The organism is Actinoplanes sp. NPDC049599 (assembly GCF_044465625.1).
Lineage (GTDB): Bacteria > Actinomycetota > Actinomycetes > Mycobacteriales > Micromonosporaceae > Actinoplanes.
In genome coordinates this window covers 1-24406 of record NZ_JBITLX010000021.1, presented here as the reverse complement: position 1 = coordinate 24406, position 24406 = coordinate 1, and the positions used below count along the sequence as shown (strand labels likewise).

Below are 24406 nucleotides of genomic sequence, written 5' to 3'. Positions count from 1 at the left end.
CTAGTCCTGTTCGTCAGGCTCGTCGGCATTGCGAGCAAGCGCCACGATGGTTACACCTTCTGGGAGGTCCATCAGCTTGACCCCCATTGTGTTCCGATCCCGCGTGCGCCGTACAGGCTTCACGGGAGTCCGGATCACACCACCATTGCTGGTGATGGCAAATAGTTCATCCTCCGGGTCGATCACGAGCGCTCCGACGAGCCCGCCACGACGCTCCGTGATCTTGGCTGTCAGCACGCCCTTGCCGCCCCGGCCCTGCACCGGATACTCCTCGATCGGCGTCCGCTTGGCATACCCGCCGTTGGTTGCCACCAAAACGTCCATGCCCTCACGAACCACCTCCATCGCGAGGAGTTCGTCGGCCTCGCTGAAGCGCATGCCGATCACGCCGGAGGTCGCCCGCCCCATCGGCCGCAGCGCCTCGTCGGTCGCGTTGAACCGGATGGCCTGAGCCTTCTTCGAGACCAGGAGCAGGTCGTTCTCCGGCGCGGCCAGCGTGGCGCCCACCAACTCGTCATCCTCCCGCAGGTTGATGGCGATGATGCCACCGCTGCGGTTGGAGTCAAATTCCTCGAGCCGGGTCTTCTTCACGAGGCCATTCTTGGTGGCGAGCACAAGGTACGGCTCGACCTGGTAATCCGGGATCTGGATGACCTGCGCGATGTGCTCGTCCGGCAGGAAGGCCAGCAGGTTGGCGACGTGCTGACCCTTCGCCACCCGGTTCGCCTCGGGCAGCTCGTACGCCTTGGCGCGGTAGACCCGGCCCTTGTTGGTGAAGAACAGGATCCACGAGTGCGTGGAGATCACGAAGAAGTGGCTGACGATGTCGTCCTGCCGCAAGGATGCGCCGCTCACGCCCTTGCCGCCGCGCTTCTGGGAGCGGTACAGGTCGACCTTCGTGCGCTTGGCATAACCAGTTCGTGTGATGGTCACCACAACGTCCTCGCGGGCGATGAGGTCCTCCATCGAGACCTCGCCGTCGAACGGGATGATCACGGTCTTCCGGTCGTCGCCGAAGCGGGCCACGATCTCGGCCAGTTCCTCCGAGACGATCGCCCGCTGCCGCTCCGGCTTGGCGAGGATGTCCTTGAGGTCGGCGATCTCGATCTCGATCCGCGCGAGCTCGTCGATGATCTTCTGTCGCTCCAGCGCCGCCAGGCGCCGCAGCTGCATGTCCAGGATCGCGGTGGCCTGGATCTCGTCGACGTCGAGCAGCTGCATCAGGCCCTGGCGGGAGTCCTCGACCGTGGGCGAGCGCCGGATCAGGGCGATCACCTCGTCGAGCATGTCCAGCGCCTTGACCAGGCCGCGCAGGATGTGCGCGCGCTCCTCCGCCTTGCGCAGCCGGTAGGCCGTGCGCCGGCGGATGACCTCGATCTGGTGGTCGACGTAGTGCCGGATGAACTGCGCCAGGTTGAGCGTGCGCGGCACCCCGTCGACCAGCGCCAGCATGTTCGCGCCGAAGGTCTCCTGCAGCTGGGTGTGCTTGTAGAGGTTGTTCAGCACGACCTTCGCGACCGCGTCGCGCTTCAGGACCAGGATCAACCGCATTCCGGTACGCCCGGACGACTCGTCCCGGATGTCCGCGATGCCGGTGAGCTTGCCTTCCTTGACCAGCTCGGCGACCCGCTCGGCGAGGTTGTCCGGGTTCACCTGGTACGGCAGTTCGGTGACCACCAGGCACGGCCGGCCCCGGGCGTCCTCCTCGACCTCGACCACCGCGCGCATCCGGATCGAACCACGACCGGTGCGGTAGGCGTCCTGGATCGCCTGCTGGCCGACGATCAGGCCGCGGGTGGGGAAGTCGGGTCCCTTGACGATCCCCATGGCGGCTTCGAGCGTCGTGGCCTCGTCCGCCTCCGGGTTGTCCAGATACCACTGCACGGCACCCGCGACCTCGCGCAGGTTGTGCGGCGGGATCTTGGTGGCCATCCCGACCGCGATGCCCTCGGAGCCGTTGACGAGCAGGTTGGGGAACCGCGCCGGCAGGATCGTCGGCTCCTTGGCCCGGCCGTCGTAGTTGTCCTGCATGTCGACGGTGTCCTCGTCGATGTCGCGCAGCATCTCCATGGCGAGCTGGGAGAGCTTCGACTCGGTGTATCGCATGGCGGCCGGCGGGTCGTTGCCCGGCGAGCCGAAGTTGCCGTTGCCGTCGATCAGCGGGTAGCGCAGCGACCACGGCTGGCCCATCCGGACCAGGGCGTCGTAGATCGACGAGTCGCCGTGCGGGTGGTAGTTGCCCATGACGTCGCCGACGACCCGGGCGCACTTGACGTAGCCGCGGTCGGGGCGGAAGCCGGCGTCGTACATCGCGTAGAGGATCTTGCGGTGCACCGGTTTGAGGCCGTCCCGCACGTCGGGCAGCGCGCGCCCGACGATGACGCTCATCGCGTAGTCGAGGTACGAGCGCTGCATCTCGACCTCGAGGCCGACCGGCTCGACACGCTGGCTCACTCCGCCGCCGGCGGGCAGGTCCTGCGGTTCCTCGGCGGGGGTCTCGGGAGTATCCGTCACAGTCAACCCTTACTAACAGTCAAACCCGACAAACAGCGTCGAGCTACGCATTTCGCTGTGGATAACGTTGTGGAAAGCGGTGATTCGCTGTGCATAACCCGAGGTGAGCGGCGCCGAGTGGCGTCGCTCACCCCCACGTCAGATGTCGAGGAACCGGACGTCCTTGGCGTTGCGCTGGATGAACGAGCGCCGTGCCTCGACGTCCTCACCCATCAGGACGCTGAACAGCTCGTCGGCGGTGGCAGCGTCGTCGAGGGTGACCTGCTTCAGGGTGCGCGAGCCCGGATCCATCGTCGTGTCCCACAGCTCGCGGAAGTTCATCTCGCCGAGGCCCTTGAACCGCTGGATGTCGTCCGGCTTGGCGTTCGGCTTCTTCTGCTGGCGCAGCTCGATCAGGCCGTCGCGCTCCCGGTCGGAGTAGGCGTACTGGGCGTCGTCGCCGCGCTTGTTCCACTTGATCTTGTAGAGCGGCGGTGCGGCCAGGTAGACGTGGCCCAGCTCGACCAGCGGCCGCATGAAGCGGAACAGCAGGGTGAGCAGCAGCGTCTGGATGTGCTGGCCGTCCACGTCGGCGTCGGCCATCAGCACCACCTTGTGGTAGCGCAGCTTGGCGACGTCGAACTCCTCGTGGATGCCGGTGCCCAGGGCCGTGATCAGCGACTGGACCTCGTTGTTCTTCAGCACCCGGTCGATCCGGGCCTTCTCCACGTTGAGGATCTTGCCGCGGATCGGCAGGATCGCCTGGATCTGGCTGTCGCGGCCCTGCTTGGCCGAGCCGCCGGCCGAGTCGCCCTCGACGATGAACAGCTCCGAGACCCGCGGGTCGGTCGACTGGCAGTCGGCCAGCTTGCCCGGCATCGACCCGGACTCCAGCAGCGACTTGCGCCGGGCCAGCTTGCGGGCCTGCTGCGCGGCGATCCGGGCGCGGGCCGCCTGCGAGGCCTTGGTGATGATCTGCTTGGCGTCGGCGGGGTTGCGGTCGAACCAGTCCGCGATCTTGTCGTTGGCGATCTTCTGGACGAAGCTCTTCATGTTCGTGTTGCCGAGCTTGGTCTTGGTCTGGCCCTCGAACTGCGGGTTGGTCAGCTTCACCGAGATGATCGCGGCCAGGCCCTCGCGGATGTCCTCGCCGGAGAGCTTCTCGTCGCCCTTGAGGAACTTCTTCTCCGCGCCGTACCGGTTGACGATGCTCGTCAGCGCGGCCCGGAAGCCCTCCTCGTGGGTGCCGCCCTCGTGGGTGTTGATCGTGTTGGCGAAGGTGTAGACCGACTCGCCGTACGACTCGTTCCACTGCATGGCGATCTCGAGGGCCATGCCCTCGTCGTTCGCCTCGGCCTCGAACTCGATCACGGACTTGTGGATCGGGGTCTTGGTCTGGTTGAGGTGGCGCACGAAGTCGGCGATGCCGTTCTCGTACATGAAGGTGACCTCGCGGGCCTTGCCCTCCTCATCCACGTACTCGGGACGCCGGTCGACCAGGTTGATCGTCAGGGCCTTGTTGAGGAAGGCGTACTCCTGGATCCGCCGGTAGATCGTCTGCCAGTCGAACTCGACGGTCTCGAAGATCGTCGGGTCCGGCCAGAACTGCACCATCGAACCGGTGCGCGAGGTGGCCTCGCCCTTCTCCAGCGGGCCGGGCTTGGAGGCGTTGTAGTGCTGCCGGTAGACGTTGCCGGACTTGTGGATCTCCACGAACATCCTGGTGGACAGGGCGTTGACCACGGAGACGCCGACGCCGTGCAGACCGCCGGAGACCGCGTACGCCTTGCCGTCGAACTTGCCGCCCGCGTGCAGGACGGTCAGCGCGACCTCGACGCCGGGCTTCTTCAGCTTCGGGTGCAGGTCGACCGGGAAGCCACGGCCGTTGTCGGTGACCGAGACACCGCCGTCCGGCAGCAGGACCACGTCGATGGTGTCGCAGTAGCCCGCGAGCGCCTCGTCGACGGCGTTGTCCACGACCTCCCAGACCAGGTGGTGCAGGCCCCGCTCGCCCGTGGAACCGATGTACATACCGGGGCGCTTGCGGACCGCCTCGAGACCCTCGAGCACGGTGATGGAACCGGCACCGTATTCCTGCGTGTTCTCTGCCACCCTCGGCCACTTTCTCGCGCCGGCCCGCGCGAGGCGGGCAGGTCACGGGGTTGGCGAGCGGCCGGCGGCCAACGACGCGCAGGGCAGTCACCGGCGACGAGCCGCGGAGAAGAGGCGGACCACCGGTGGAGCCGAGCGCGCCGGTCGCCGCGGTCACCCGCGGATCGTGATCGGCTGGAAAAATCGCGTAGCGTGACGGAGTGCCATCACGGCGCGGACTTTCCCGGTCTTCATCGATTCTACTCCGTCGGAGCGAGTCGGCGGGGGTCCGGCACCCTCGTCCGGGTACCTCAGATTGCCGTAGCGCGATTGAGGGCCACTCCCGCGAGTCCCCCTACACGGAATGCGCGCCTCCCGCAACGGCGAACCTTTCGACGGCCCGACCCCGAGGCGCGCCTCCCGGCGGGTGAGGCCACGCGCTGCGACACTGCCTCACGACAGCAGGCGACGGTGTCGTAACCTCGCCCGCGCGGGCCGGAACACCGCCGGACAGGTCCGCAGCCCGGCAGTTCGAGGAGAGGTGGGCCCCCATGGCGCTGGACAAGGGGCTGGACAACGTCGCGGTGCACTGGCCGCGGACGAACCGGTTCTACGACCCGGTCGCCCCGGCCGAGTTCGTCGATTTCGGCGCCGTCGCGGACGCGCCGGACATCGCCGCGCCCACCGGTGCGCTCGCGCTGCACATCGCCAAGACCGGCACGGTACGGGCGACTGCCTACACCGAGCTCGTCGACCTGCTGCTGGGGCTGGAGGGCGTCCTGTACGCCACCGACGCGGCCGCGGAGGACGAGGACCCGGTCATCGACCCGGACGGCTGCGCGTGGATCGCCGGCGGGCTGGAGCGCTTCGTGGAGGGCCACCAGCCGTACGGCGACCTGGTCACCTTCGACACCGTCGCGAACGTGATGCGGTCCGCGGTGGCCGGCGGGCGGCTCGTGGAGCAGCAGCTGCGCTGGCTGGACCAGCGGCTGGCGGCGTTGCGCGACGACGCGGGCAACGCACCGCACTGGAGCTTCGCCCGTACCGAATTGGCGGTTCTGTCGGGCTTCTACCGCCGCTGCGCCGAGCGCGGCTTCGCGGTCTTCGCCGACTACTGAGCCCGCCCGCGCCGCCGGAGCAGGAGCAGCGTGGCCACCACGACGGCGCCCGCGCCGAGGGACCACCACAGTGCACCCGGTGGTCCCTCGCCCGGGTGATCGACGAGGCCGAGGTTCTCGTTGCCGTCACACGTCGTGGTGGTTCCCTCGGTCGAGTAGACCAGGTAGCGGTGCCCCTCGTGGAACGTGTATCCACAGGCCGGGCCATCGGCGGCCGTGCGCAGCTCGACCTCGGCGCCGGCGTCGCCGCGTTGCACCGACTCGACCCGCAGCCGCACCCGCACCTCGTCGTCCGACCAGGGCTTGTGGACCGACTCGGCCACCCCCACGACCACCAGGTCACCGGTGTACTCCGGGCCGCCGCACGAGCAGGCCCACGCGGGTCCCGTCGGTGCGACGACCAGACCGGCGAGGGCCAGGACCACGATCACGAGCAGACGGCGCAACATCGGGTTGGGACGCAGGCGGAGCGGCCGGGGTTCCTCAGCCGTACGTGTCACGTGGGCCGCGGCCCTGCACCCGGCGCGGGCCCTTGTTCCAGGACGGCGCGGCCGGGCCGTGGATGTTGAGCTTGGTGACCACGTTGTGGCCGACCTCGGCGGCGATGCGCTTGAGCAGGTTGCCCGCGAGCATGCGCAGCTGGGTCGCCCACGCGGTCGACTCGGCCTCCACGGTCAGCACGCCGGCGTCGAGCTTCACCGGGCGGCTGTGCTGGGCGACGTCCGCGCCGACGACCTTCTCCCAGGCGCCGAAGACCTTGGCCTCGGCGGCCGGCTTCTGCCAGCCACGCTGCTTCATGATCCGTTCGAGCATGACGCCGAAGAGCTGCGGATCCCGCGGATCCGGCCCCGGGCCGGAATAGCCGCGCAGCCGGCGACCGGTGCCTTCGGCGCTTTCGGTACGGCGGCGCGGCGCCTGCTGCGACGCCCGACGCTTGGCGAGAGCGGCATCCAGCACCGCGCGGGCCAGCTCGGGCCCGACCGTGGTGCCCGGGACACCTGACGGTTCCGGGGCGCTGTCGGCCGGGGCAGCCGCCGGACCCGGGCTGTCCGCGGTGGCAGCCTTGCGACCGGGGGCCTTGCGGGCGGCGGCCTTCCTCGGCGCCGCCGCGCCCGTGCCGGCGACGTCCCTGGCAGCCGCTGGCGGCTTTTCCGGGGTTGCCTCAGACACGGGTCACCGTTCCTGCTCCGACGTCGTAGCGGGCGCCCTGCAGGGCGGCGGGCACATCCTCCGGCACCGCGCAGGTCACGAGCAACTGCGTCGCATCGGACACCAGGGCGGCCAGCCGTTCCCGGCGGCCCGAGTCCAGCTCGGCGAAGACGTCGTCGAGCACCAGCACCGGTTCGATCCCGTCGGCGCGCAACAGGTCGTAGGCGGCCAGCCGCAGCGCCAGCGCGAACGACCAGCACTCGCCGTGGCTCGCGTACCCCTTGGCCGGCAGCTCTCCCAGGGTGAGGGTGAGGTCGTCGCGGTGCGGGCCGACCAGGGTGACGCCGCGCTCGATCTCGTTCTGCCGCCGCTCGGCCAGCGACGCCAGCAGGGCCTGCTCCAGCCGCGGCCGGTCCGGCACGAGCGACTCACCCAGCCGCGACGCGTACGCGATCGAGGCCGACGTGCGGCCGGCCGCCACCGCGTCGTACGCCTTGGTCAGATGCGGCCCGAGGGCCGCGGCCAGCTCCAGGCGGCCGGCCAGCAGCTCGGCGCCGTGCTGCGCGAGGTGCTGATCCCAGACCGCGAGCGTCGAAAGGTCCTGCCCGCGCGTCCCGCCGACCTTGCGGGTCAGGTACGCCGTACGCAGCAGGGCGTTGCGCTGCTTGACCACCCGGTCGTAGTCGGCGCGCACCCCGGCGAACCGGGGCAGCCGGGCCACCAGCAGGTCATCGAGGTAACGGCGGCGCTCGGCCGGGTCACCCCGGACCAGCTCCAGATCCTCCGGCGCGAACAGCACCATCCGCAACGCTCCGAGCACCTCACGGGAGCGGCGTACCGGTGATCTGTTCAGCCGGGCCCGGTTCGCCCGGCCGGGCACGATCTCCAGCTCGACCAGCAGCTCGCGACCATCGTGGACGATCTCGCAGCGGATCACCGCCGAGCTCGCGCCGGCCCGGACCAGCGGCGCGTCGGTGGCCACCCGGTGACTGTCCAGAGTGGCCACATAACCCAGGGCCTCGATCAGGTTGGTCTTGCCCATGCCGTTCTGGCCGACCAGCACCGCGACGCCGGGATCGAAGTCGACCGCCACCCGCTCATAGGAACGAAAGTCGGTCAACTCGACCCGGCGCACGTACATGTCAGCCGACGACGGCGTGGCCACCGAACTGCTGGCGCAGCGCGGCGACGGCCTTCATGGCGGGCGAGTCGATCTGCCGCGATTCGAAGCGGGTGAACAGGGAAGCGGCGATGACGTGCAGCGGGACGGCCAGCCGGACCGCCTCGTCGACCGTCCACCGGCCCTCGCCGGTGTCCTCGGCGTAGCCCTTGAGCTTGCCCAGCTCCGGGTCGCCGTCCAGCGCCCGGTCCAGCAGGTCGAGCAGCCAGGACTTGACGACGCTGCCCTCGCGCCAGCTCTTGATCGCGCCGGGCACGTTGTCCACGTACTCCGAGGCCTCCAGCAGCTCCCAGCCCTCGGCCAGCGCCTGCATCATGCCGTACTCGATGCCGTTGTGGACCATCTTGGTGTAGTGGCCGGCGCCGACCGGGCCGGCGTGCACGAAGCCGTACGGGCCGGCCGGCTTGAGCGCCTCGAAGATCGGCATGCAGGTGGCGACGTTCTCCGCGGAACCACCGACCATCAGGGCGTAGCCGTTCGCGTTGCCCCAGATGCCGCCGGAGACACCGCAGTCCAGGTAGCCGATGCCCTGCGGCGCGAGCCGGTCGGCCCGCGGCTTGTCGTCGGTGAACTTGGAGTTTCCGCCGTCGATGACGATGTCACCGGCGGACAGCAGCCCGCCCAGCTCGTCGATCGTGCTCTCGGTGATCTGGCCGGCCGGCACCATCGTCCAGACCACCCGCGGCGCGGCGAGCTTCTCGACCAGTTCGGCGACGCTGGCGACGTCGGAGACGTCCGGGTTGCGGTCGTAGCCGACGACATCGTGCCCCGCGGAGCGAATCCGCTCGCGCATGTTGCCGCCCATCCGGCCGAGACCGATAAGGCCGAGCTGCATGGTGTTCCCCCTAGATGAGTGGCTCTTCAGCCCAGTATCAGCGTGTTACCCGGATAGGCATGATCAGATAGCGGTATCCGGGAACGATTTCGCCGTCGTCGGCTGCGGGGGAGATCACAGCCGGCTTGAAGGCGTCGACGAACGAGAGTACGGCGGTCTGGGCGCCGAGGTTCTGCATTCCGTCGATCAGGTACTGCGGGTTGAAGCCGATCGTCAGGGGCTCGCCGGTGAAGGTGGCCTCCATGGCCTCGCTGGCCCGGGCCTCCTCGGTGCCGCCGGCCTCGACCACCAGGCCGTCCTCGCCGAAGCTGAGCAGCACCGGGGTGGTGCGCTCGGCGACCAGCGCGACCCGGCGGACCACCTCGACGAGCGCGGAGACGCTCACCCGGGCCTCGGCGTTGTGCGCGGCCGGGAAGAGCGAGCGCACCGGCGGGTAGTTGGCGCCGTCGAGCAGCCGGCTGGTCGTACGCCGGGTGCCGCCGGCAAAGCCGATCATGCCCTCGCCGGCGTTGCCCTGCGCCAGGGCGAGGGTGACGTCGCCGCCGAGCGGGCCCATCGTCTTGGCGGTGTCGTTCAGCGTCTTCGCCGGCACCAGCGCGTTCAGGCTGATGTCCGGGTCGTCGGGGTTCCACTGCAGCTCGCGCATCGCCAGCCGGTAGCGGTCGGTGGCCAGCATCGCCATCGACGTGCCGTTCAGCTCGATCCGCACGCCGGTCATCATCGGCAGCGTCTCGTCCCGGCCGGCCGCGATGGCGACCTGCTGGACGGCGGCGGCGAACGTCTGCGCGTCGACCGTGCCGGCGCTGGACGGCATCTCCGGCAGGGTCGGATAGTCCTCGACCGGCATCGTCGGCAGCGTGAAGCGCGCGCTGCCGCAGACCAGCTCGAGATGCGCACCGACAGCGGCGATGTCCACCGGCTTGTTCGGCAGCGCCTTGGTGATCTCGGCGAGCAGGCGGCCGGAGACCAGCGCGGCGCCGTCGGCGTCGGCCTGCACCTCCACACTCACCTGGCTGGAGACCTCGTAGTCGAAGCCGGAGACGTGCAGCCTGCCGTCGGTCACCCGCAACATGACGCCGGCGAGCACCGGCACCGACGGGCGGCTCGGCAGGCTCTTCGCCGTCCATGCCACGGCGTCGGCGAGTGCGTCTCGCTCCACCCGGAACTTCATGCCATGCCCTCCGCGTCACTCTGCTTCGGCGAATCAGCATCGGATGTGCTGATGGCGCCTACTGAACTCTATGGCGCGGGTCGACGCAGCATGCGTCCGACCCCGGTGCCGTGAACTAGGTCAGGAGTGGTTCGGGCCGGCAAGCGGCTCATCCACACCTTCCCCAACGCTGATGATTGCTTTTTGGATTTCCCTGGAGAAGACATAGTCGTCTTCATCGGTCCTGTGCAAAGTGTGGAGAACTCCCGTTTCCGCAGGTCACAGGGTTATCCACCGGTGATTCACATGTGGGAAACCAGGGTACAAACCCCGGTCTGCGTCCACAGTCGCCGACCCGACTGAGGTTGTCCACCGTTGTCCACCGTCTGTCCACCGGTTATCCACCGGGTTTGTGCCCAGGGTTGGGGATAACGCTGGGACGCTACCGGCTCGTCGTCCCCAGAACCTTCAACAGGTAATCCACACGCGTCCACAGGCTGTGGGTAGCTCGGTGACGCTTCGTGTCTGTCCACATCGATTTCCCCAGGCCTCATCCACATCTGTGGGGAACGACGCCGAGGGTTGTCCACCGCTGGGGATAACTACCTGTGAACGCCTGTGAATTGCTGTGGATAACGTTGGCACGATCCGGTGCCGTCCCGACGTTGACACGAGCGAGGTGGGGACAACCCGGCCCGTACGGACTTCGGCCGGATGCTCCAAGCCGCGGCCCGAGGCCTCCCCGGGAAGTTGTGGACAACCGGTGGACGGCCTCTGCAGAGAAGAGCGAGCCCTCGGACGACCCGCCCAACAGGCGTCACGTCACGTCGTGTCGCGCCGGTCCCGGCCAGGCTGCCGCCGATGATGGGCACGGCGGCGTCGGCTCTGCCGGGCCCGACAGGCATGTCGCGCAGGCCAAGGTCTCCGGGCCTGGGTTAAGCGGCGCCGAACGGTGGGTTGGGCTACGTGCGGACTTTGGTTGGTGGGTTGGGCTGCGTGCGGACTCTGATTGGTCGGCTTGAGCGGGTCGGCCTCGCCGGGTCGGTCTCGCGGGTCGGTCTCGCGGGTCGGGTTGAGCTTGGCCTCGCCGGGTCGGGTTGAGTTCGGCCTCGCCGGGTCGGGTTGAGCTCGGCCTCGCCGGGTCGGGTTGAGCTCGGCCTCGCCGGGTCGGGTTGAGCGGGTCGGCCTCGGTGGGTTGGCTTCAGCGGGTCGGCCTGAACGGGTCGGGTGAGATGTGGGCTTTTGCCGGCTTCGGCCGTCCGTGGCCTGGGTTGCTGCCCGCGTCGGTGATGGCGCGACCGGTCGCACAGCGCAACCGAGACGGCTAGCTGCGTCGCCAGGCACGATCCGCAAATGGTCTCTCTCCACCGTGGGCCACGACACGAGCCACCGATATGGCGAAGTCCGCGCGGGCTGGCGGAGCCAGCTGCGCGGTGAGTGACCGACGGATCGGTGCGGCCGGCAGGACCCTCCCGACGAGCGTCGCCGGAACGAGCAGGTGGTCGGGTTGAGTAGTCGCTGCATGCGGGCCGGCCGCCAGCCACGTGATCATCTACTTGAGGCGGCCGGTCCTGGTGAGTTGAGGTGCGCTCGATTTTCGCCATTGATGGTGGGAAGGCTGTGATGAGGTTTTGGTGGTTCCTGCACCCTCGCTTTCCAAGATCGCAGCGGTCGAGGCCTTGGTGGGTGCGGTAAGGGATTTTGTGGGCGGTTTGTCGTCTGTGGTGGGTGGATGTTGTCGATTGCTGGTTAGCTCCGCACCCGCGCTCTTCAAGATTCAACTTTCGAGCCGGGTGTTGTGGGTTGTTCGTCACCCGCTGATGACCGGTTGCACGACGGCGACGCCGCTGCAGGGGGTGTGTGGCAGGGCGGGGCGGCTCGGCTGCCGGTGACAACAGTGCGGTGGCGGAGGATCTTGCGTGTGCTTGGTCGGCGCTTCGTCACAGAGTTCCGAGCGGTGCCTGCGAGGCGGCATGACCTGGGTGGACGTCAGACGTGCGGCGAGTGCTGTGGGAGATCCGCCGCGACCAGATCGCCCGGGACCCGGCCAGCGGCGGCTGACGTACGGGTGGCCGGGGCTGGGGGCCGCGGCTTCGCGGATCTCGTCCGCCAGCGCCAGCGCCGCCCGGCGGAACGCGGCCTCCGGGTCGAGACCCTGCGAGCGCGCGTCGGCGGCGCCGGGCTGGAGGCCGGATCGGTGCGCGAGCCGCGACGGCTGGGGAATGAGGCTGGATGCCGTCGGTGACGGCCGGCCCGAGGCTCTTGTGGATCTGTTCGGTTTCCCGACGGGTCAGCCCGGCGGGGGTCGCCGGGCTGGTGCTGGTCGGAGGCCTTCTGCTGTGATCGCTTCGGCCGGTGGTGCGGTTGGGTACCGGGTGCCCCGTACCGGATGGGGTTGGGTCTCAGGTGTTTTGTTTGATGCGGTTGGTGAGTTCCGCGATCTGGTTGTAGAGCGACCTGCGCTCCGCCATGTGCTGGCGGATTTTGCGGTCCGCGTGCATCACCGTGGTGTGGTCGCGGCCGCCGAAGGCCTGGCCGATTCTCGGCAGTGAGAGTTCGGTCAGTTCGCGGCACAGGTACATCGCTACCTGGCGGGCGTTGACCAGGACGCGGGAGCGGGAGTGGCCGCGGAGGTCTTCCAGGCTCACGCCGAAGTAGTCCGCCGTGGACACCATGATCTGGTCGGCCGTGATTTCCGGGCCGGCGCCGTCCGGCATGAAGTCGCGCAGGACTTCTTCGGCCAGGGAGAGTTGCACCGATGACCTGGTCAGGCTCGCGAATGCGGTCACCCGGATGAGGGCGCCCTCGAGTTCTCGGATGGAGTTCGAGACGCGGGAGGCGATGAATTCCAGGACGTCGTCGGGGGCGTACATGCGTTCCTGCGCGGCCTTCTTTTGCAGGATCGCGATGCGGGTTTCCAGGTCCGGCGGCTGGATGTCGGCCAGCAGGCCCCATTCGAACCGGGTGCGCATCCGGTCCTCGAGCGTGGCCAGCTGGCGCGGGGAACGGTCCGAGCTGATCACGATCTGCTTGTTCGCGTTGTGCAGCGTGTTGAAGGTGTGGAAGAACTCCTCCTGGGTGCGCTCGCGGTTCTCCAGGAACTGGATGTCGTCGATCAGCAGGATGTCGACGTCGCGGTAGCGCCGCTGGAACGCCTGCGTCTTGTCGTCGCGCAGGGAGTTGATGAAGTCGTTGGTGAATTCCTCGGTGGAGACGTAGCGCACCGAACGGGCGTGGCCCAGCGTCGTCGCGTAATGGCCGATCGCGTGCAGCAGGTGGGTTTTGCCCAGCCCGGAACTGCCGTAGATGAACAGCGGGTTGTAGGCCTTCGCCGGCGATTCGGCGACCGCGACCGACGCCGCGTGCGCGAACCGGTTCGACGAGCCGATGACGAACGTCTCGAACATGTATTTCGGGTTGAGCCGGTTGCCGTCGTTGCCGCCCGGCCGGCGGTCGCGGTCCTGGCCGCGCATGTCCATCGGCGCCCGGCCCGGGCCGTTGTCGCCGCCGTGCTGCCGCATCTGCAGCGTGTCGTCGCGGCGGTCCTGGGCCATCGGCGCCGGTCGGTCGTCCGGGCGGCGCTGGTTGTCGCGCAGCTGGGACGAGTCGGTGGCGATCCGGCGGCCGGTCGACTCGTTCGGTTGCTCCGCGAAGTGCGGCATCTGCCGCGGGGCCTCGCGGCGCTGCGGCTCCGCGTCCGTCCGGGTCTGCGCCTCTCTCTTCTGCTCCTGCTGTGCCTCGGCGGCGGTCTTCGGCCCTTCAACCTGACGCGGTGGCATCGGCAGAGGCGCCGCGAACAGGGCGTCCTGACCGTCACGTGCCGCCGGGACGGGGCGCGGGAACGGCGCCTGCGCGGAACCGGTCGGGCCGTCGGCCGACTCGTAGTTCTGCTCGTACGACTTCTCGTAGCCGTGGTCGTAGTTGTCCTGGTGGCCGAAGGACGGCGGCTGGGGATAACGGTCCGGGTAGGCCGGCGGCTGCTGCTGGTCGGCGTAGCGCTGCTGCTGGTCGGCGTAGTGCGCGGGGGCCTGGCTCGGCGGCTCGGGTGGCGGCGTGCCGTAGACCGTGCCCGGGTGGCCCGAGCCGTCCTCCGGCGGGCGCACGGTGACGGCGACCTGGATCGGCCGGCCGAGCCGGCGCGACAACGCCTCGGTGATCGCCAGCCGCAGCCGGGACTCGATCACGTCCCGGGTGTACGTGTCGGGCACGGACAGCAGCGCGGTGTCCTCGACTATGGCGCGCAGCCGGGTGAGCCGCAGGTACGCACGCTGCTGGGCGGACGCGATCTCGTCCGCCAGCTCGTCCGTCGCAGCGGTCCACACCCCGCCAAGGTCGACCGTATCGGCCACCGCCGCGCCACCCCCATCGCCACCGGTCCCCCGGTGGCCTTGTCCGGCTTCCGCCGCTCTTGCCGTCGTCACCCGTACGGGCCACGGACCGGCTACCCCCAACCCAGCACATCCAACGTGCTGAACCCGTACGGCGCCACCGGCTGTCCACAGGTTATCCACAACCTGTGCACTCGTCGGCGGTCGCTACCCGGCCGGTTGGTCGGCGGACTCCCCCGGAGCCTGTGATGGCGCGGGAAAACAGGCTCACCTGGCGAACGATTTACCGCCTCGTCCGGTTTTGGCCAGCTCGGCGCGGTCAGCGGTGCAGACCGGCAAACGGGCACGCTAACAGCGCGGACGCTCCCGCATCAACCGCCGGTACCCACCCCGGGTCAGTCCTGGCACGAAAAGATTCACTCTGTGCGCAGACAGACCAGCGTGCGTGACGAAGATCCGGTTGGGAAGGCCTCTGTCGGCGTGCCGACCCGGGGATGGTTGACCGCCGCGGGGGTGCTGCGTAGGGTCGGGCGGTTGCTCCGCCGCGCTCTGCTAAAGTGGCGTCTTGCAGCTTTGATGCCCCCTGGGCGCCCGCGGGTTCGTGGGTGGTTCTACGAAAACGGAGTTTGACGTGAGCAAGCGCACCTACCAGCCGAACAACCGCCGGCGCGCGAAGACCCACGGTTTCCGGCTGCGCATGCGCACCCGTGCCGGCCGCGCCATCCTCTCCACCCGCCGCGCCAAGGGTCGCGACAAGCTGTCGGCCTGAGCCGACGCCTGTCCGGCCGGATGCCCAGGTAGTCGTGCTGTCCGCAGCGCAACGACTGAGGCGTGGCACTGACTTCGCCGCGGCGGTTCGCGGTGGGCGCAGGGCCGGGCGCAACACGGTGGTCGTCCACCTTCTTATCGATGAGCCGGCGCCAGCCTCCACGGCCCGCGCCGGCTTTGTCGTGTCCAAGGCCGTGGGCAACGCGGTGACCCGGAACAAGGTCCGCCGGCGGCTGCGGCACCTGGTCCGGCCGCGGCTCACCGATCTGCCGGACGGCACCCTGCTGGTGGTGCGGGCGCTGCCGTCGTCGGCCACAGCGTCCTTCGAGTCGCTGGGCACCGACCTCGACGCGGCCCTGACCGCCGCCCGGTCCCCTCGGCGGCGGAAATGAGCACGCCACGCGGGCCGGTTGCCCGGGTGCTGACGTGGGGCATCGTCGCGTACCGTCGTTACCTGAGCCCGGCACTGCCGGCCCGCTGTCGGTTCTACCCCTCGTGCAGCGCGTACGCCCAGGAGGCGCTCGCGGTGCACGGCGCTCTCCGAGGGACCGCCCTGGCGATCTGGCGGCTGTTGCGGTGTCACCCCTTCCACCCTGGCGGGTTCGATCCGGTGCCTGACCCGATCCGTCACCGTCCTGCTGATGTGACTGGAGCATGAATTGAGTCTCGACTGGATCTACTACGCCATTTCGTGGATCCTCCTCCGCTGGCACGCGCTGTGGGACGCGATCGGCATCCCCGAGGGCCGGGTGCTGGGCACCAACTGGTCCTGGATTCTCGCGATCGTCTTCCTGGTCGTGACGCTGCGGGTCATCCTGTTCCCGGTCTTCGTCAAGCAGATCAAGTCCCAGCGCGCCATGCAGGCCCTGCAGCCCAAGGTCAAGCTGCTGCAGGAGAAGCACAAGGGTGACCGGGAGACGCTCCAGAAAGAAATGATGGAGCTGTACAAGGTCGAGAAGGCCAACCCGCTGATGGGCTGCCTCCCGATGTTCCTGCAGATCCCGGTCTTCCTGGGCCTGTTCCACGTGCTGCGCCGGCTGTCGCCGGACAAGACCGCAACCACCCTGTACGGCTGGACCGCCGAGCAGTTCAAGAGCGCGACCGAGGCGTCCCTGTTCACCGCGCCCCTGCCGTCGCAGTTCGGCTCCTCGGCGTCCGATCTGGCCTCCCTCGGCGCGAACGGGCTGCACGTCAAGATCATTGCTGGCACCCTGGTGCTGATCATGATGGCGACCACGTACCTCACCAGCCGCCAGATGATCCTCAAGACCGGCTGGGCCGAGGACCCGCAACAGAAGATGATCCAGCGCCTGATGCTGTACGGCATCCCGCTGTCGCTGCTGGTCTCCGGTGCGCTGTTCCCGATCGGCGTGGTCATCTACTGGGTCACGAACAACCTCTTCAGCCTGGCCCAGCAGCAGTGGGTGCTCCGCAAGTTCCCGCCGCTGGTGATGAACAAGGGTGCCGCGGGCTCCAGCTCGGCTGGCTCGTCCGGCGCCAAGGCCGGTGCCAAGCCCGGCGCGAAGGGCCCGCAGAGCCCGGTGCAGAACGGCCGTACCGGTGGTCTGTTCGGCCGCAAGCCGGCCGCCCAGCCGGAGCCGACGAGCCCGGTCGTGGACACCAAGGCCCTGGCGCCCAAGCCCGGCGCGAAGCCGGTGAACCCCAAGAAGGGCGCGAGACCCGCCAACAAACCGCAGGGATGACGCAGCTGCGGCCCGGGCCAAGCCGGGTCGCGCGCGGCCCTGCCGGGGCGGCGACAAAGACCTCCTCGCGCCGGCGCCGACCTGAACGCTCCAAGGCGGCACCGATGCGGGAAACAGCGGACCGAGCAGGTCCGGCCCGAGTGAGTACGGAGATGAGACCGTGACCGACACCAGCACTCCCAGCGCAGAGCAGTCGACCGAGGAGACCGCTTCCGCCCCTGCCGCGGAGTCCGCCGGTACCGAGGAGACCAAGAAGTCGGAGACCGTCACCACCGACTCCGACCTGTTCCGGCAGAGCGAGATCGCCGCTGACTACGTGGAGGGCCTGCTCGACATCCTCGACTACGACGGCGACATCGACGAGCTCGTCTCGGCGGGCCGGCCGATGGTCGAGGTCGTGGGCGGCCGGCTGCAGCCGCTCGTCGGCCAGCGCGGCGCCACGCTGGAGGCGCTCCAGGAACTCACCCGCCTGGCGATCTTCCGCGCCACCGGCTCGCCGAGCCGGCTGCTGCTGGACATCGGCGGCTACCGCGCAACCCGGCGCAAGGAACTGACGGCGGTCGCCCGCAACGCGGTGGAGAAGGTCAAAGAGCACGGCGACGCGGTACGCCTCGAGCCGATGTCGGCGTTCGAGCGTAAGTGCGTGCACGACGTGGTCAACGCGATCTCCGGCGTGCAGAGCGAGTCGGAGGGCGTGGAGCCCAGCCGTCGCATCGTGGTCCGGCCGGCCGACTGAGATGACCGACCCACGCTCCGGCGCGGGTGACAACGGCCCGGGCGCTGTCGTGCCCGGGCCGTCGTCGTCCTCCGCCGCATCTCCCCCTGCTCCGTCGTCCTCCTCGGCCGGTTCTCCCCGGAGGTCTTCGCCTGCTGCTGCATCTCCCTCGGGATCGGCCGCTGACGTACCGCCGGCCTTTGCCGAGGCGGCCGAGCAAGCTTTCGGCGCGCGGCTGCCAGTGGCCACCCACTACGCGGAACTGCTGATCACCGAGGGCGTCGTCCGGGGCCTGATCGGCCCGCGCGAGGCCCCCCGGATCTGGGAACGGCATCTGATCAACTGCGCCGTTATGTCCGAGATGATCCCGTTAGGTGCTTCGGTGGTAGACGTGGGGTCAGGTGCCGGTTTGCCCGGTATCGTCCTTGCTGTGGCACGGCCGGATCTCACCATCACCCTGGTCGAGCCGCTGGCACGACGAACCGCTTTCCTGTCCGAAGCGGTGGCCGTACTCGGCCTCGACACGACCGTCACGGTCGTCCGGGGCCGGGCGGAAGACCTCGCCGGTGGGCCCCCCGCCGCCGCCGACGTCGTCACCGCCCGCGCGGTCGCGCCCCTGGACCGGCTCGCCGGTTGGTGCCTGCCCCTGGCCGCCGTCGGCGGCCGGCTGCTGGCGCTCAAGGGAGCGTCGGCCGCCGACGAGGTGGCAGAGCACCACGAGGCGATCACCCGGCTCGGAGGTGGCGACCCGGTCGTCCAGCTCTGCGGAGCAGGACTGATCGATCCGCCGACCACGGTCGTCGAGATCGTGCGGGAACGGGCCGTCGTGACACCAAGGCCGAGGCCGTCCGGAAGGGCGGCCGACCCGGGCCGCCCCGCCGGCAACGGCGGACGCGGCTCCGGGAAAAGGAGATCGCGGAGGGGATAGATGGCCAGGCGGGGCGTGCGGAAACGGGCGGGAAAAATCCCACGACCCCAGCGAGGTGCTGACGTCTCCGAGGTGGATGCCGGATCTTCGGGGGCGGGCGGGGACCGGTCCGGCGGGCCTGCTGGGGTGGGTGATCTGCCGGAGTTTCGGTCCGGGTCCTCGGGTGGGGCGAGGCGGGTTGCTGCTTCTGGTTCGGGCGTCGATTCTGGGGCTGAGTCGGGGGTCGGTTCTGGTTCTCGGGGTGGCGTCGGCTTTGGTTCTGTCGCTGGCGCTGGGCTTGATCGTGGCGATGGTCCTGGTTTTGGCGATGGTTCGCGCCATGGGCAGAACGATGGTCCGGGTTCTGGCGGTAGTCGCAGTGCTGGCTCTAGTTCCAGCTTTGGGCCCGATCCTGGGGTTCGTGCGCATCCCGGTCATGGTCCGGGCCCCAATCATGGTCCGGGCTCCAACCACGGTACGGGCCCGAATTTCGGTCCGGGCCTCTATCGCGGTCCTAGGCCGAACTCCGGCCCGGTCCCTGAGTCGGGCTCGGGTCCCGGCCTGAGTCATGGTTCCGGTTCCGGTTCGGATTCTGGCTCTGGCACAGGTCCGAACTTCTATCGTGCTCCAGGGCCGAACTCCAGCCCCGTCGGTAGTTCTGGTTCCGTTCCCGGCCTTGACCTTGGCTCCGACCTTGGTTCCGGTCCCGGTTCCGGTCCCGGCCTTGGCTCCGGTTGCGGTCCCGAACCTGGCTCTGGCACCGGACTGAATCTCCACCGTGGCCCCAGGCCGAACCCCAGCCTGGTACCTGGCTCTGGTCCTGGTCCTGGTTCCGGCTCCGGCTCCGGTCTCGGCCCGGGCTCCGGTCTTGGCTCTGGTCCCGGCTCTGGTCCCGGCTCTGGTCCTGGTTCCGGCTCTGGCTCCGGTCTTGGCTCTGGCTCCGGTCTTGGCTCGGGCCCCGATGCTGGCTCGGGCTCTGGTCGCGGCCCCGGTGTCGGCAATGGTCTCGATCCCGGCTCCGATTCCGATTCCGGCTCCGACCGCGGTCCTAGCTCCGGTCCCGGCTCCGGACCTCGCTCTGGCCCTCGTCCTGGGTCCGGTTTGGGTTTCGGTTCTGGTACCGGCCTGAGTCCCGACCCCCGCTTCGACCTCGACCTCGACATTGACATCGACCTTGGCCCTGCTCCTGCTTCCAGTCCAACCCCTGCTTCCAGCTCTGATCCCGGATCCGGTGCGCTTGCCGGCCCCGGCCTCCGCGCTGGCCTCGACCTGGATTCCGGTCGCGCGCCCCAAGCCGCTCCCCTCCCGAACAACGTCAGCACTCCCTGCCACGACCCCACCTCTTGCGCGGACGAAACGGACGCTGAGGGTGCATTGCCGCGTCCCTGCACCGGGCCGGCGACGGAGTATCTGAGGTCGCTCTCGAAACCCTCGGTTGAGGGCGTTCGCGGTGTGACAGGTGGGCCAGGACTAGGTCAAACTAGTGAGGAGCCGGGCGGCGAAGGCGTGAGGATGCGGTTGGTGCCCGGATTCATGGTCTTCGAGGCGTCGGACGGGTTGTTGACATCAACTCATCAGGCGGACAACCGTGGCGACGCTCGCCCGGCGGCCGTAGGCTGGCCGCGCGTCGATAGTGTGGACCGGACGGTGGGAGTGCCAGGCGCCCCGCCGCTTCCTGCCGGACCGCACGCTCGCGGTGCCGACCCAATCCAAGCAGGCAGGGACAAAACGGTGCATGAGTATGGCAGGGGCCCCGACGGCGCCCCAGGCTGGGACCGTGTTTCACGTGAAACCGATCCACACGTCGGCTCGGATCGAAGCGGGAGCTTGAGTGTGAGCTTCGACAGTGGGGAGCAAGGCGTGCCGCAACCACGCGTCGCGAACGGCGGTCAGGTCTATGGCACCCCGGTGACGGAACCCGATGTCAGCACACCCGAGCCACGGCGGTCCGCCCCGGCACCACGGTCGGGGCCGTCGTCGGCGCCGGTTTCCGGTTCTGCGACCGTACCGTCGTCGGCTCCTGTCTCTGTAGCGCCCGCTGCAGCAAGCGCGCAGCCGACCGCCGACGGCGCGTCGGCAGACGAGCATGTTTCACGTGAAACGCCGGACCGGGATGAGGACGATCCGCCCCTCGCCATGGAAGCGTTGCGTGCTGTGCAGATCCTCAACCCGAGCGGCGAGATCCACATGCCGCGCCCTGACCATCCCCGGGTGATGTGCGTCGCAAACCAGAAAGGCGGCGTCGGCAAGACCACGACGACGGTGAACCTTGCGGTGGCGCTGGCCCTGCACGGGAACCGCGTGCTGGTGGTCGACCTGGACCCTCAGGGCAACGCCTCCACGGGTCTGAACGTCCCCCACCACGCCGGCGTGCCCGACGTCTACGACTGCCTGATCGACAACGTCCCGCTCTCGGATGTGGCGCAGCCGGTCGAGGGCATTCCCAACCTGTACTGCGTGCCGGCCACGATCGACCTGGCCGGCGCCGAGATCGAGCTCGTCTCGGTGGTGGCGCGCGAATCACGGCTGCAGCGCGCGATTGCTGCGCACCCGGAGAAGTTCGACTACGTCTTCATCGACTGCCCGCCGTCGCTCGGCCTCCTGACGGTCAACGCGCTCTGCGCGGCGCAGGAGGTGCTGATCCCGATCCAGTGCGAGTACTACGCGCTGGAGGGCCTGAACCAGCTCATCAACAACATCAACCTGGTGCGTCAGCACCTCAACCCGACGCTGGACGTCTCCACGATCCTGCTCACCATGTACGACCGCCGCACCCGCCTGGCGGACGCGGTCGAGCAGGACGTGCGGAACCACTTCGGCTCCAAGGTGCTCGAGGCCGTGATTCCGCGCAACGTGCGCGTGTCGGAGGCTCCGAGCTACGGCCAGTCTGTGATGACCTACGATCCGGGTTCGCGGGGCGCCACGAGCTACTTCGAGGCCGCTCTGGAGATCGCGATGCGCGGGGTCAACACGGGAGGCACGGCATGAAGAACCGTCCACGGGGCGGCCTCGGCCGTGGCCTCGGCGCGCTGATCCCCACCGCGCCGCCGGCCGCCGGCGGCACGACCACGACGGAGGAGCCGCCTGCGCCGTCCTCCCCCGCGGTGATTGTGGAGGCGAGTGAGCCGACGCATTTCACTGCGCCTGCGGAGGTTCCTCCGCAGGCTCCGGCTCCGGCTCCCGAGCCGGTGGCGGAGTTCGAGGACAACGGTGGCTTGGCTCCGGTGCCCGGTGCCCGCTTTGCGGAACTCCCGGTGGACTCGATCGAGCCGAACGCGAAGCAGCCGCGGCAGGTCTTCGACGAGGAAGCGCTGGAGGAGTTGAAAACCTCCATCCAGGAGGTCGGTTTCCTGCAGCCGATCGTCGTGCGAGATCTCGGCGGCGGACGGTACGAACTGGTCATGGGCGAGCGGCGCTGGCGTGCCGCACAGGCGGTGGGCAAGGAGACGATCCCCGCGATCGTCCGCGACACCCGTGATGACGCGATGCTCCGCGACGCCCTGCTGGAGAACATCCACCGGGCCAACCTGAACCCGCTCGAAGAGGCGGCCGCGTACCAGCAGCTGCTCGAGGAGTTCGGCGCGACGCACGAGGAGCTGGCTCGGCGCATCGGTCGAAGCCGGCCGCAGATATCGAACACCATAAGGCTGCTGAACCTGCCGGCGCCGGTGCAGCGTCGGGTCGCGGCGGGCGTACTGTCCGCGGGCCATGCTCGGGCGCTGCTCGGGCTGGAGGACAGCGAAGCCCAGGAGCAGCTGGCACTTCGGATCGTGGCGGAAGGGCTGTCGGTCCGCGCCACCGAGGAGCTGGTGTCGTTGGCAATCGCCGACGGCCCGGCAAAGAAGTCGGCGCCGACGCGGCGGGCGAAGGTGCACGCGCCGGCGCTGAACGATCTGGCCGACCGGCTCTCGGACCGGTTCGACACCCGAGTCAAGGTCGACATCGGCCGAAACAAAGGCAAGATCACGATCGAGTTCGCGACGGTCGACGACCTTGAGCGGATCGTCGGGATGATCGGCGTGGAAGAGGAAGGCGCCGAGCCGGGAGAAGGCTGATTGTCGACACCGTTCGCCGCTGAGGCCGGAACCTGGCGGCGAGATAGGAGTGCGAGGCACGTGATTCTGGCGGATCACGTGCCTTCTTCATGTCCAGGGTTTGGGGTTGTGTTGGCTGCCCAGGGGCAGTCAGGCATGAGTTTGAGTCCTGTTTGGACGGTCGGCGGTTCTGTCAGAGCCATTCTCCTGGGATTTCTGGAAGCTCTGGATCTTCCGTGTTGGGGAACTCAGACATCCCATTCGCCCTGATTTGCCGCTACGAAGCGTTTCAGGTCCGGAAGCGTGAGCAGTTCTCGCGTTTTTTGTGCTGGACCGTGTGGTGTGCTCTTCCGGAAGGGCGAGAACTGAGCTCGTCATGGTGGCGGGCGCAGTCTTGATGATGGCTTCCGCTAGTCCTGCGCGTGTGTCCTCTTGCCTGGCATGAGCGCCTGGGCAGTCACGGTCAGACGGTAGGTGGGTTCACAGGACGGTTCTGATCTTGGCGAATGGTTGCAGAGGCTGAGTGTGGCAGTGGGGGTGCGAGGCCCAGCCGGCTCGTGTTCGGTCATCGGGACGGGTCCGGTTGCCGCCGACTGTCTCCTACGAAGGACGCTGATTGAGGCGCGCGGTGGCTCGGCTTTGCCGCAGCGGCCTAGGCACAGTTCCCCTGCACGATGGGAGCTCCGGCCGACTGGCGGCAGCACAGCCCCACCTCGCTCCACCTCCCCTGAGGCTCGATCGGCCTTGATGATCCATGTCGGCTGGGTGTGGATACCAGCTCCACCGCTGTCGCTGTCGGACGCGCCGATGGTCATCGGCGCACACCTCGCCTCGTAGGGGCCACCATGTATCCGGTGCCGCACTCGTCATGCAGGAAGGGGTTAGCTGCTGGTCTGGACCGCCTCCTACCCCGAGCGTTGGATCGTGGGCACCAGCAGCTCATCACGGCGTCTTCGTCGTGGCGGATCGGTAGGCAGCGGACCCTCCTGTTATCGAGGGGCGCATTCCTCGAAGGGTTCAACGCACCACGGAGCCGGACTCGCCGTGGACCCCGGCTTGAGCTCGCCTTGGCTCTCCCCCACTGCCTTTTCTGCTTTGAGGCTGCTGCCAGCTTCCATTGGTGGCCCAACTGAGGGGCCGTGATCGGTGGTGCTTGGTGGTGCCCTAGATGGCGTGGTGCTGACCGAGTGCTGAAGGTAGCCAGCGAGTCTGAGCTCTGAAGTGTTCGTGATGACCATGATGTGGCCTGTCATCTGTGCCTCCCATCAGTCCGGTTTCACGTGAAACCGGGGATCTCTGCGTCTGGGTCGATCTCTAGCAGCTGGAGGACTCAGACGACGCCTGCACTCGACCCCCGGGGCGGCTGCGATCTTGCCTTTGCGGAAGCCCGCGCAGCTCGGCGGGGAACGCGTCGGCGGCCAGCACAAAACCGGGGTGGTACCGCAGCGGGGCGATCGCCGCCAGCTGCGCGGCGGTGGGCGTACCGGCGAAGCAGGGGTCGGCGACCACGGCCTCGACGTCGGCGGCCAGGTCGAGCCCGCCGTGCAGCTGCGCCTCGACGTAGTCGTCCAGCTCTACTGCTCCACCCGACGGACTCGGTTCGGTCAGCCAGGGGGCTCGCCGTTCTGGTGCTCCCGCTCGTTGGGTCTTGATAGCGGGCCGCGTCTGATGGCCTTCGTGGCCTCCGGACACCTGCTGCCCGTCGGAACGCCGTCGCTTCCGTTTCACGTGAAACGGTCTGGATCAGCGCTGCGGCCCTCCGATCCTCAGGTGCTAGTTCGGACGCCTAGCCGTGGTGAGTCTGCACGCCAGGTGTTGTGGATACCTGGCGTGTGAGTCAGGGCTAGTCCCTGTCGCCTCTGGCGAGGTGGCCCGTTCCGGGCTGAAAATCGTGTTGGTCGCCCGCTGACGTCGTGTCTCCTTGATTCGTACGAG

The 24406-nt window shown here is 68.7% G+C and carries 18 protein-coding genes; 9 read left to right on the top strand and 9 right to left on the bottom strand.

Annotated features, from left to right (window positions below):
* Positions 1-2514 carry a DNA gyrase subunit A gene (gene gyrA, locus ACIBQZ_RS30075; protein ID WP_396092182.1) on the bottom strand — a complete coding sequence of 838 codons (2514 nt, stop codon included), beginning with the start codon at positions 2512-2514 and terminating at the stop codon, positions 1-3.
* Positions 2515-2652: 138 nt separating this feature from the next.
* Positions 2653-4605, bottom strand: coding sequence for a DNA topoisomerase (ATP-hydrolyzing) subunit B (gene gyrB, locus ACIBQZ_RS30070; RefSeq protein ID WP_396092181.1), 1953 nt, complete (start codon positions 4603-4605; stop codon positions 2653-2655).
* Positions 4606-5135: 530 nt separating this feature from the next.
* Between gyrB and ACIBQZ_RS30065 the strand changes: the two genes are divergently transcribed.
* Complete coding sequence (locus ACIBQZ_RS30065; protein WP_396092180.1) at positions 5136-5702, top strand: hypothetical protein; 567 nt, start codon at positions 5136-5138, stop codon at positions 5700-5702.
* On the opposite strand, the gene ACIBQZ_RS30060 is transcribed toward ACIBQZ_RS30065, so the two are convergent.
* The 6 genes from ACIBQZ_RS30060 to dnaA all read right to left on the bottom strand — a co-directional run bounded on the left by ACIBQZ_RS30060 (position 5696) and on the right by dnaA (position 14365).
* On the bottom strand, positions 5696-6151 hold the full coding sequence (locus ACIBQZ_RS30060) for a hypothetical protein (RefSeq protein WP_396092179.1): 456 nt from the start codon (positions 6149-6151) through the stop codon (positions 5696-5698). The two genes, ACIBQZ_RS30065 and ACIBQZ_RS30060, sit on opposite strands and share 7 nt — an antisense overlap.
* A gap of 34 nt (positions 6152-6185) precedes the next feature.
* A complete protein-coding gene (locus ACIBQZ_RS30055; RefSeq protein ID WP_396092178.1) occupies positions 6186-6872 on the bottom strand; it encodes a DUF721 domain-containing protein in 687 nt (228 codons plus the stop codon).
* Positions 6865-7992, bottom strand: a complete 1128-nt coding sequence (recF, locus tag ACIBQZ_RS30050; protein WP_396092305.1) for a DNA replication/repair protein RecF — start codon at positions 7990-7992, stop codon at positions 6865-6867. Before recF ends, ACIBQZ_RS30055 begins: the two co-directional genes overlap by 8 nt.
* Before the next feature lies 1 nt (position 7993).
* Complete coding sequence (gene gnd, locus ACIBQZ_RS30045; RefSeq protein ID WP_396092177.1) at positions 7994-8866, bottom strand: phosphogluconate dehydrogenase (NAD(+)-dependent, decarboxylating); 873 nt, start codon at positions 8864-8866, stop codon at positions 7994-7996.
* Positions 8867-8903: 37 nt separating this feature from the next.
* Positions 8904-10037: a DNA polymerase III subunit beta gene (dnaN, locus tag ACIBQZ_RS30040; protein WP_396092176.1), complete on the bottom strand. Its 1134-nt coding sequence runs from the start codon at positions 10035-10037 to the stop codon at positions 8904-8906.
* A 2381-nt stretch (positions 10038-12418) separates the two neighbouring features.
* Positions 12419-14365, bottom strand: a complete 1947-nt coding sequence (gene dnaA, locus ACIBQZ_RS30035) for a chromosomal replication initiator protein DnaA (RefSeq protein ID WP_396092175.1) — start codon at positions 14363-14365, stop codon at positions 12419-12421.
* Positions 14366-14975: 610 nt separating this feature from the next.
* Between dnaA and rpmH the strand changes: the two genes are divergently transcribed.
* From rpmH to ACIBQZ_RS29995, 8 genes are all read left to right on the top strand, one after another.
* A complete protein-coding gene (rpmH, locus tag ACIBQZ_RS30030) occupies positions 14976-15113 on the top strand; it encodes a 50S ribosomal protein L34 (RefSeq protein WP_125812322.1) in 138 nt (45 codons plus the stop codon).
* 34 nt (positions 15114-15147) lie between these two features.
* Positions 15148-15504, top strand: coding sequence for a ribonuclease P protein component (rnpA, locus tag ACIBQZ_RS30025; RefSeq protein ID WP_396092174.1), 357 nt, complete (start codon positions 15148-15150; stop codon positions 15502-15504).
* Positions 15501-15770 carry a membrane protein insertion efficiency factor YidD gene (gene yidD / locus ACIBQZ_RS30020; RefSeq protein WP_125812324.1) on the top strand — a complete coding sequence of 90 codons (270 nt, stop codon included), beginning with the start codon at positions 15501-15503 and terminating at the stop codon, positions 15768-15770. Before rnpA ends, yidD begins: the two co-directional genes overlap by 4 nt.
* A gap of 1 nt (position 15771) precedes the next feature.
* Complete coding sequence (yidC, locus tag ACIBQZ_RS30015; protein ID WP_396092173.1) at positions 15772-16815, top strand: membrane protein insertase YidC; 1044 nt, start codon at positions 15772-15774, stop codon at positions 16813-16815.
* Positions 16816-16975: 160 nt separating this feature from the next.
* Positions 16976-17551, top strand: coding sequence for a protein jag (locus tag ACIBQZ_RS30010; protein WP_396092172.1), 576 nt, complete (start codon positions 16976-16978; stop codon positions 17549-17551).
* A gap of 1 nt (position 17552) precedes the next feature.
* The gene (gene rsmG, locus ACIBQZ_RS30005) at positions 17553-18458 is read left to right on the top strand and encodes a 16S rRNA (guanine(527)-N(7))-methyltransferase RsmG (RefSeq protein WP_396092171.1); all 906 of its coding nucleotides are present in this window, start codon (positions 17553-17555) and stop codon (positions 18456-18458) included.
* Positions 18459-20168: 1710 nt separating this feature from the next.
* The gene (locus ACIBQZ_RS30000; RefSeq protein WP_396092170.1) at positions 20169-21425 is read left to right on the top strand and encodes a ParA family protein; all 1257 of its coding nucleotides are present in this window, start codon (positions 20169-20171) and stop codon (positions 21423-21425) included.
* Positions 21422-22492, top strand: a complete 1071-nt coding sequence (locus tag ACIBQZ_RS29995) for a ParB/RepB/Spo0J family partition protein (protein ID WP_396092169.1) — start codon at positions 21422-21424, stop codon at positions 22490-22492. Before ACIBQZ_RS30000 ends, ACIBQZ_RS29995 begins: the two co-directional genes overlap by 4 nt.
* A 1293-nt stretch (positions 22493-23785) precedes the next feature.
* On the opposite strand, the gene ACIBQZ_RS29990 is transcribed toward ACIBQZ_RS29995, so the two are convergent.
* Positions 23786-24199 carry a DUF3626 domain-containing protein gene (locus ACIBQZ_RS29990; protein WP_396092168.1) on the bottom strand — a complete coding sequence of 138 codons (414 nt, stop codon included), beginning with the start codon at positions 24197-24199 and terminating at the stop codon, positions 23786-23788.
* Positions 24200-24406 lie beyond the last annotated feature (207 nt).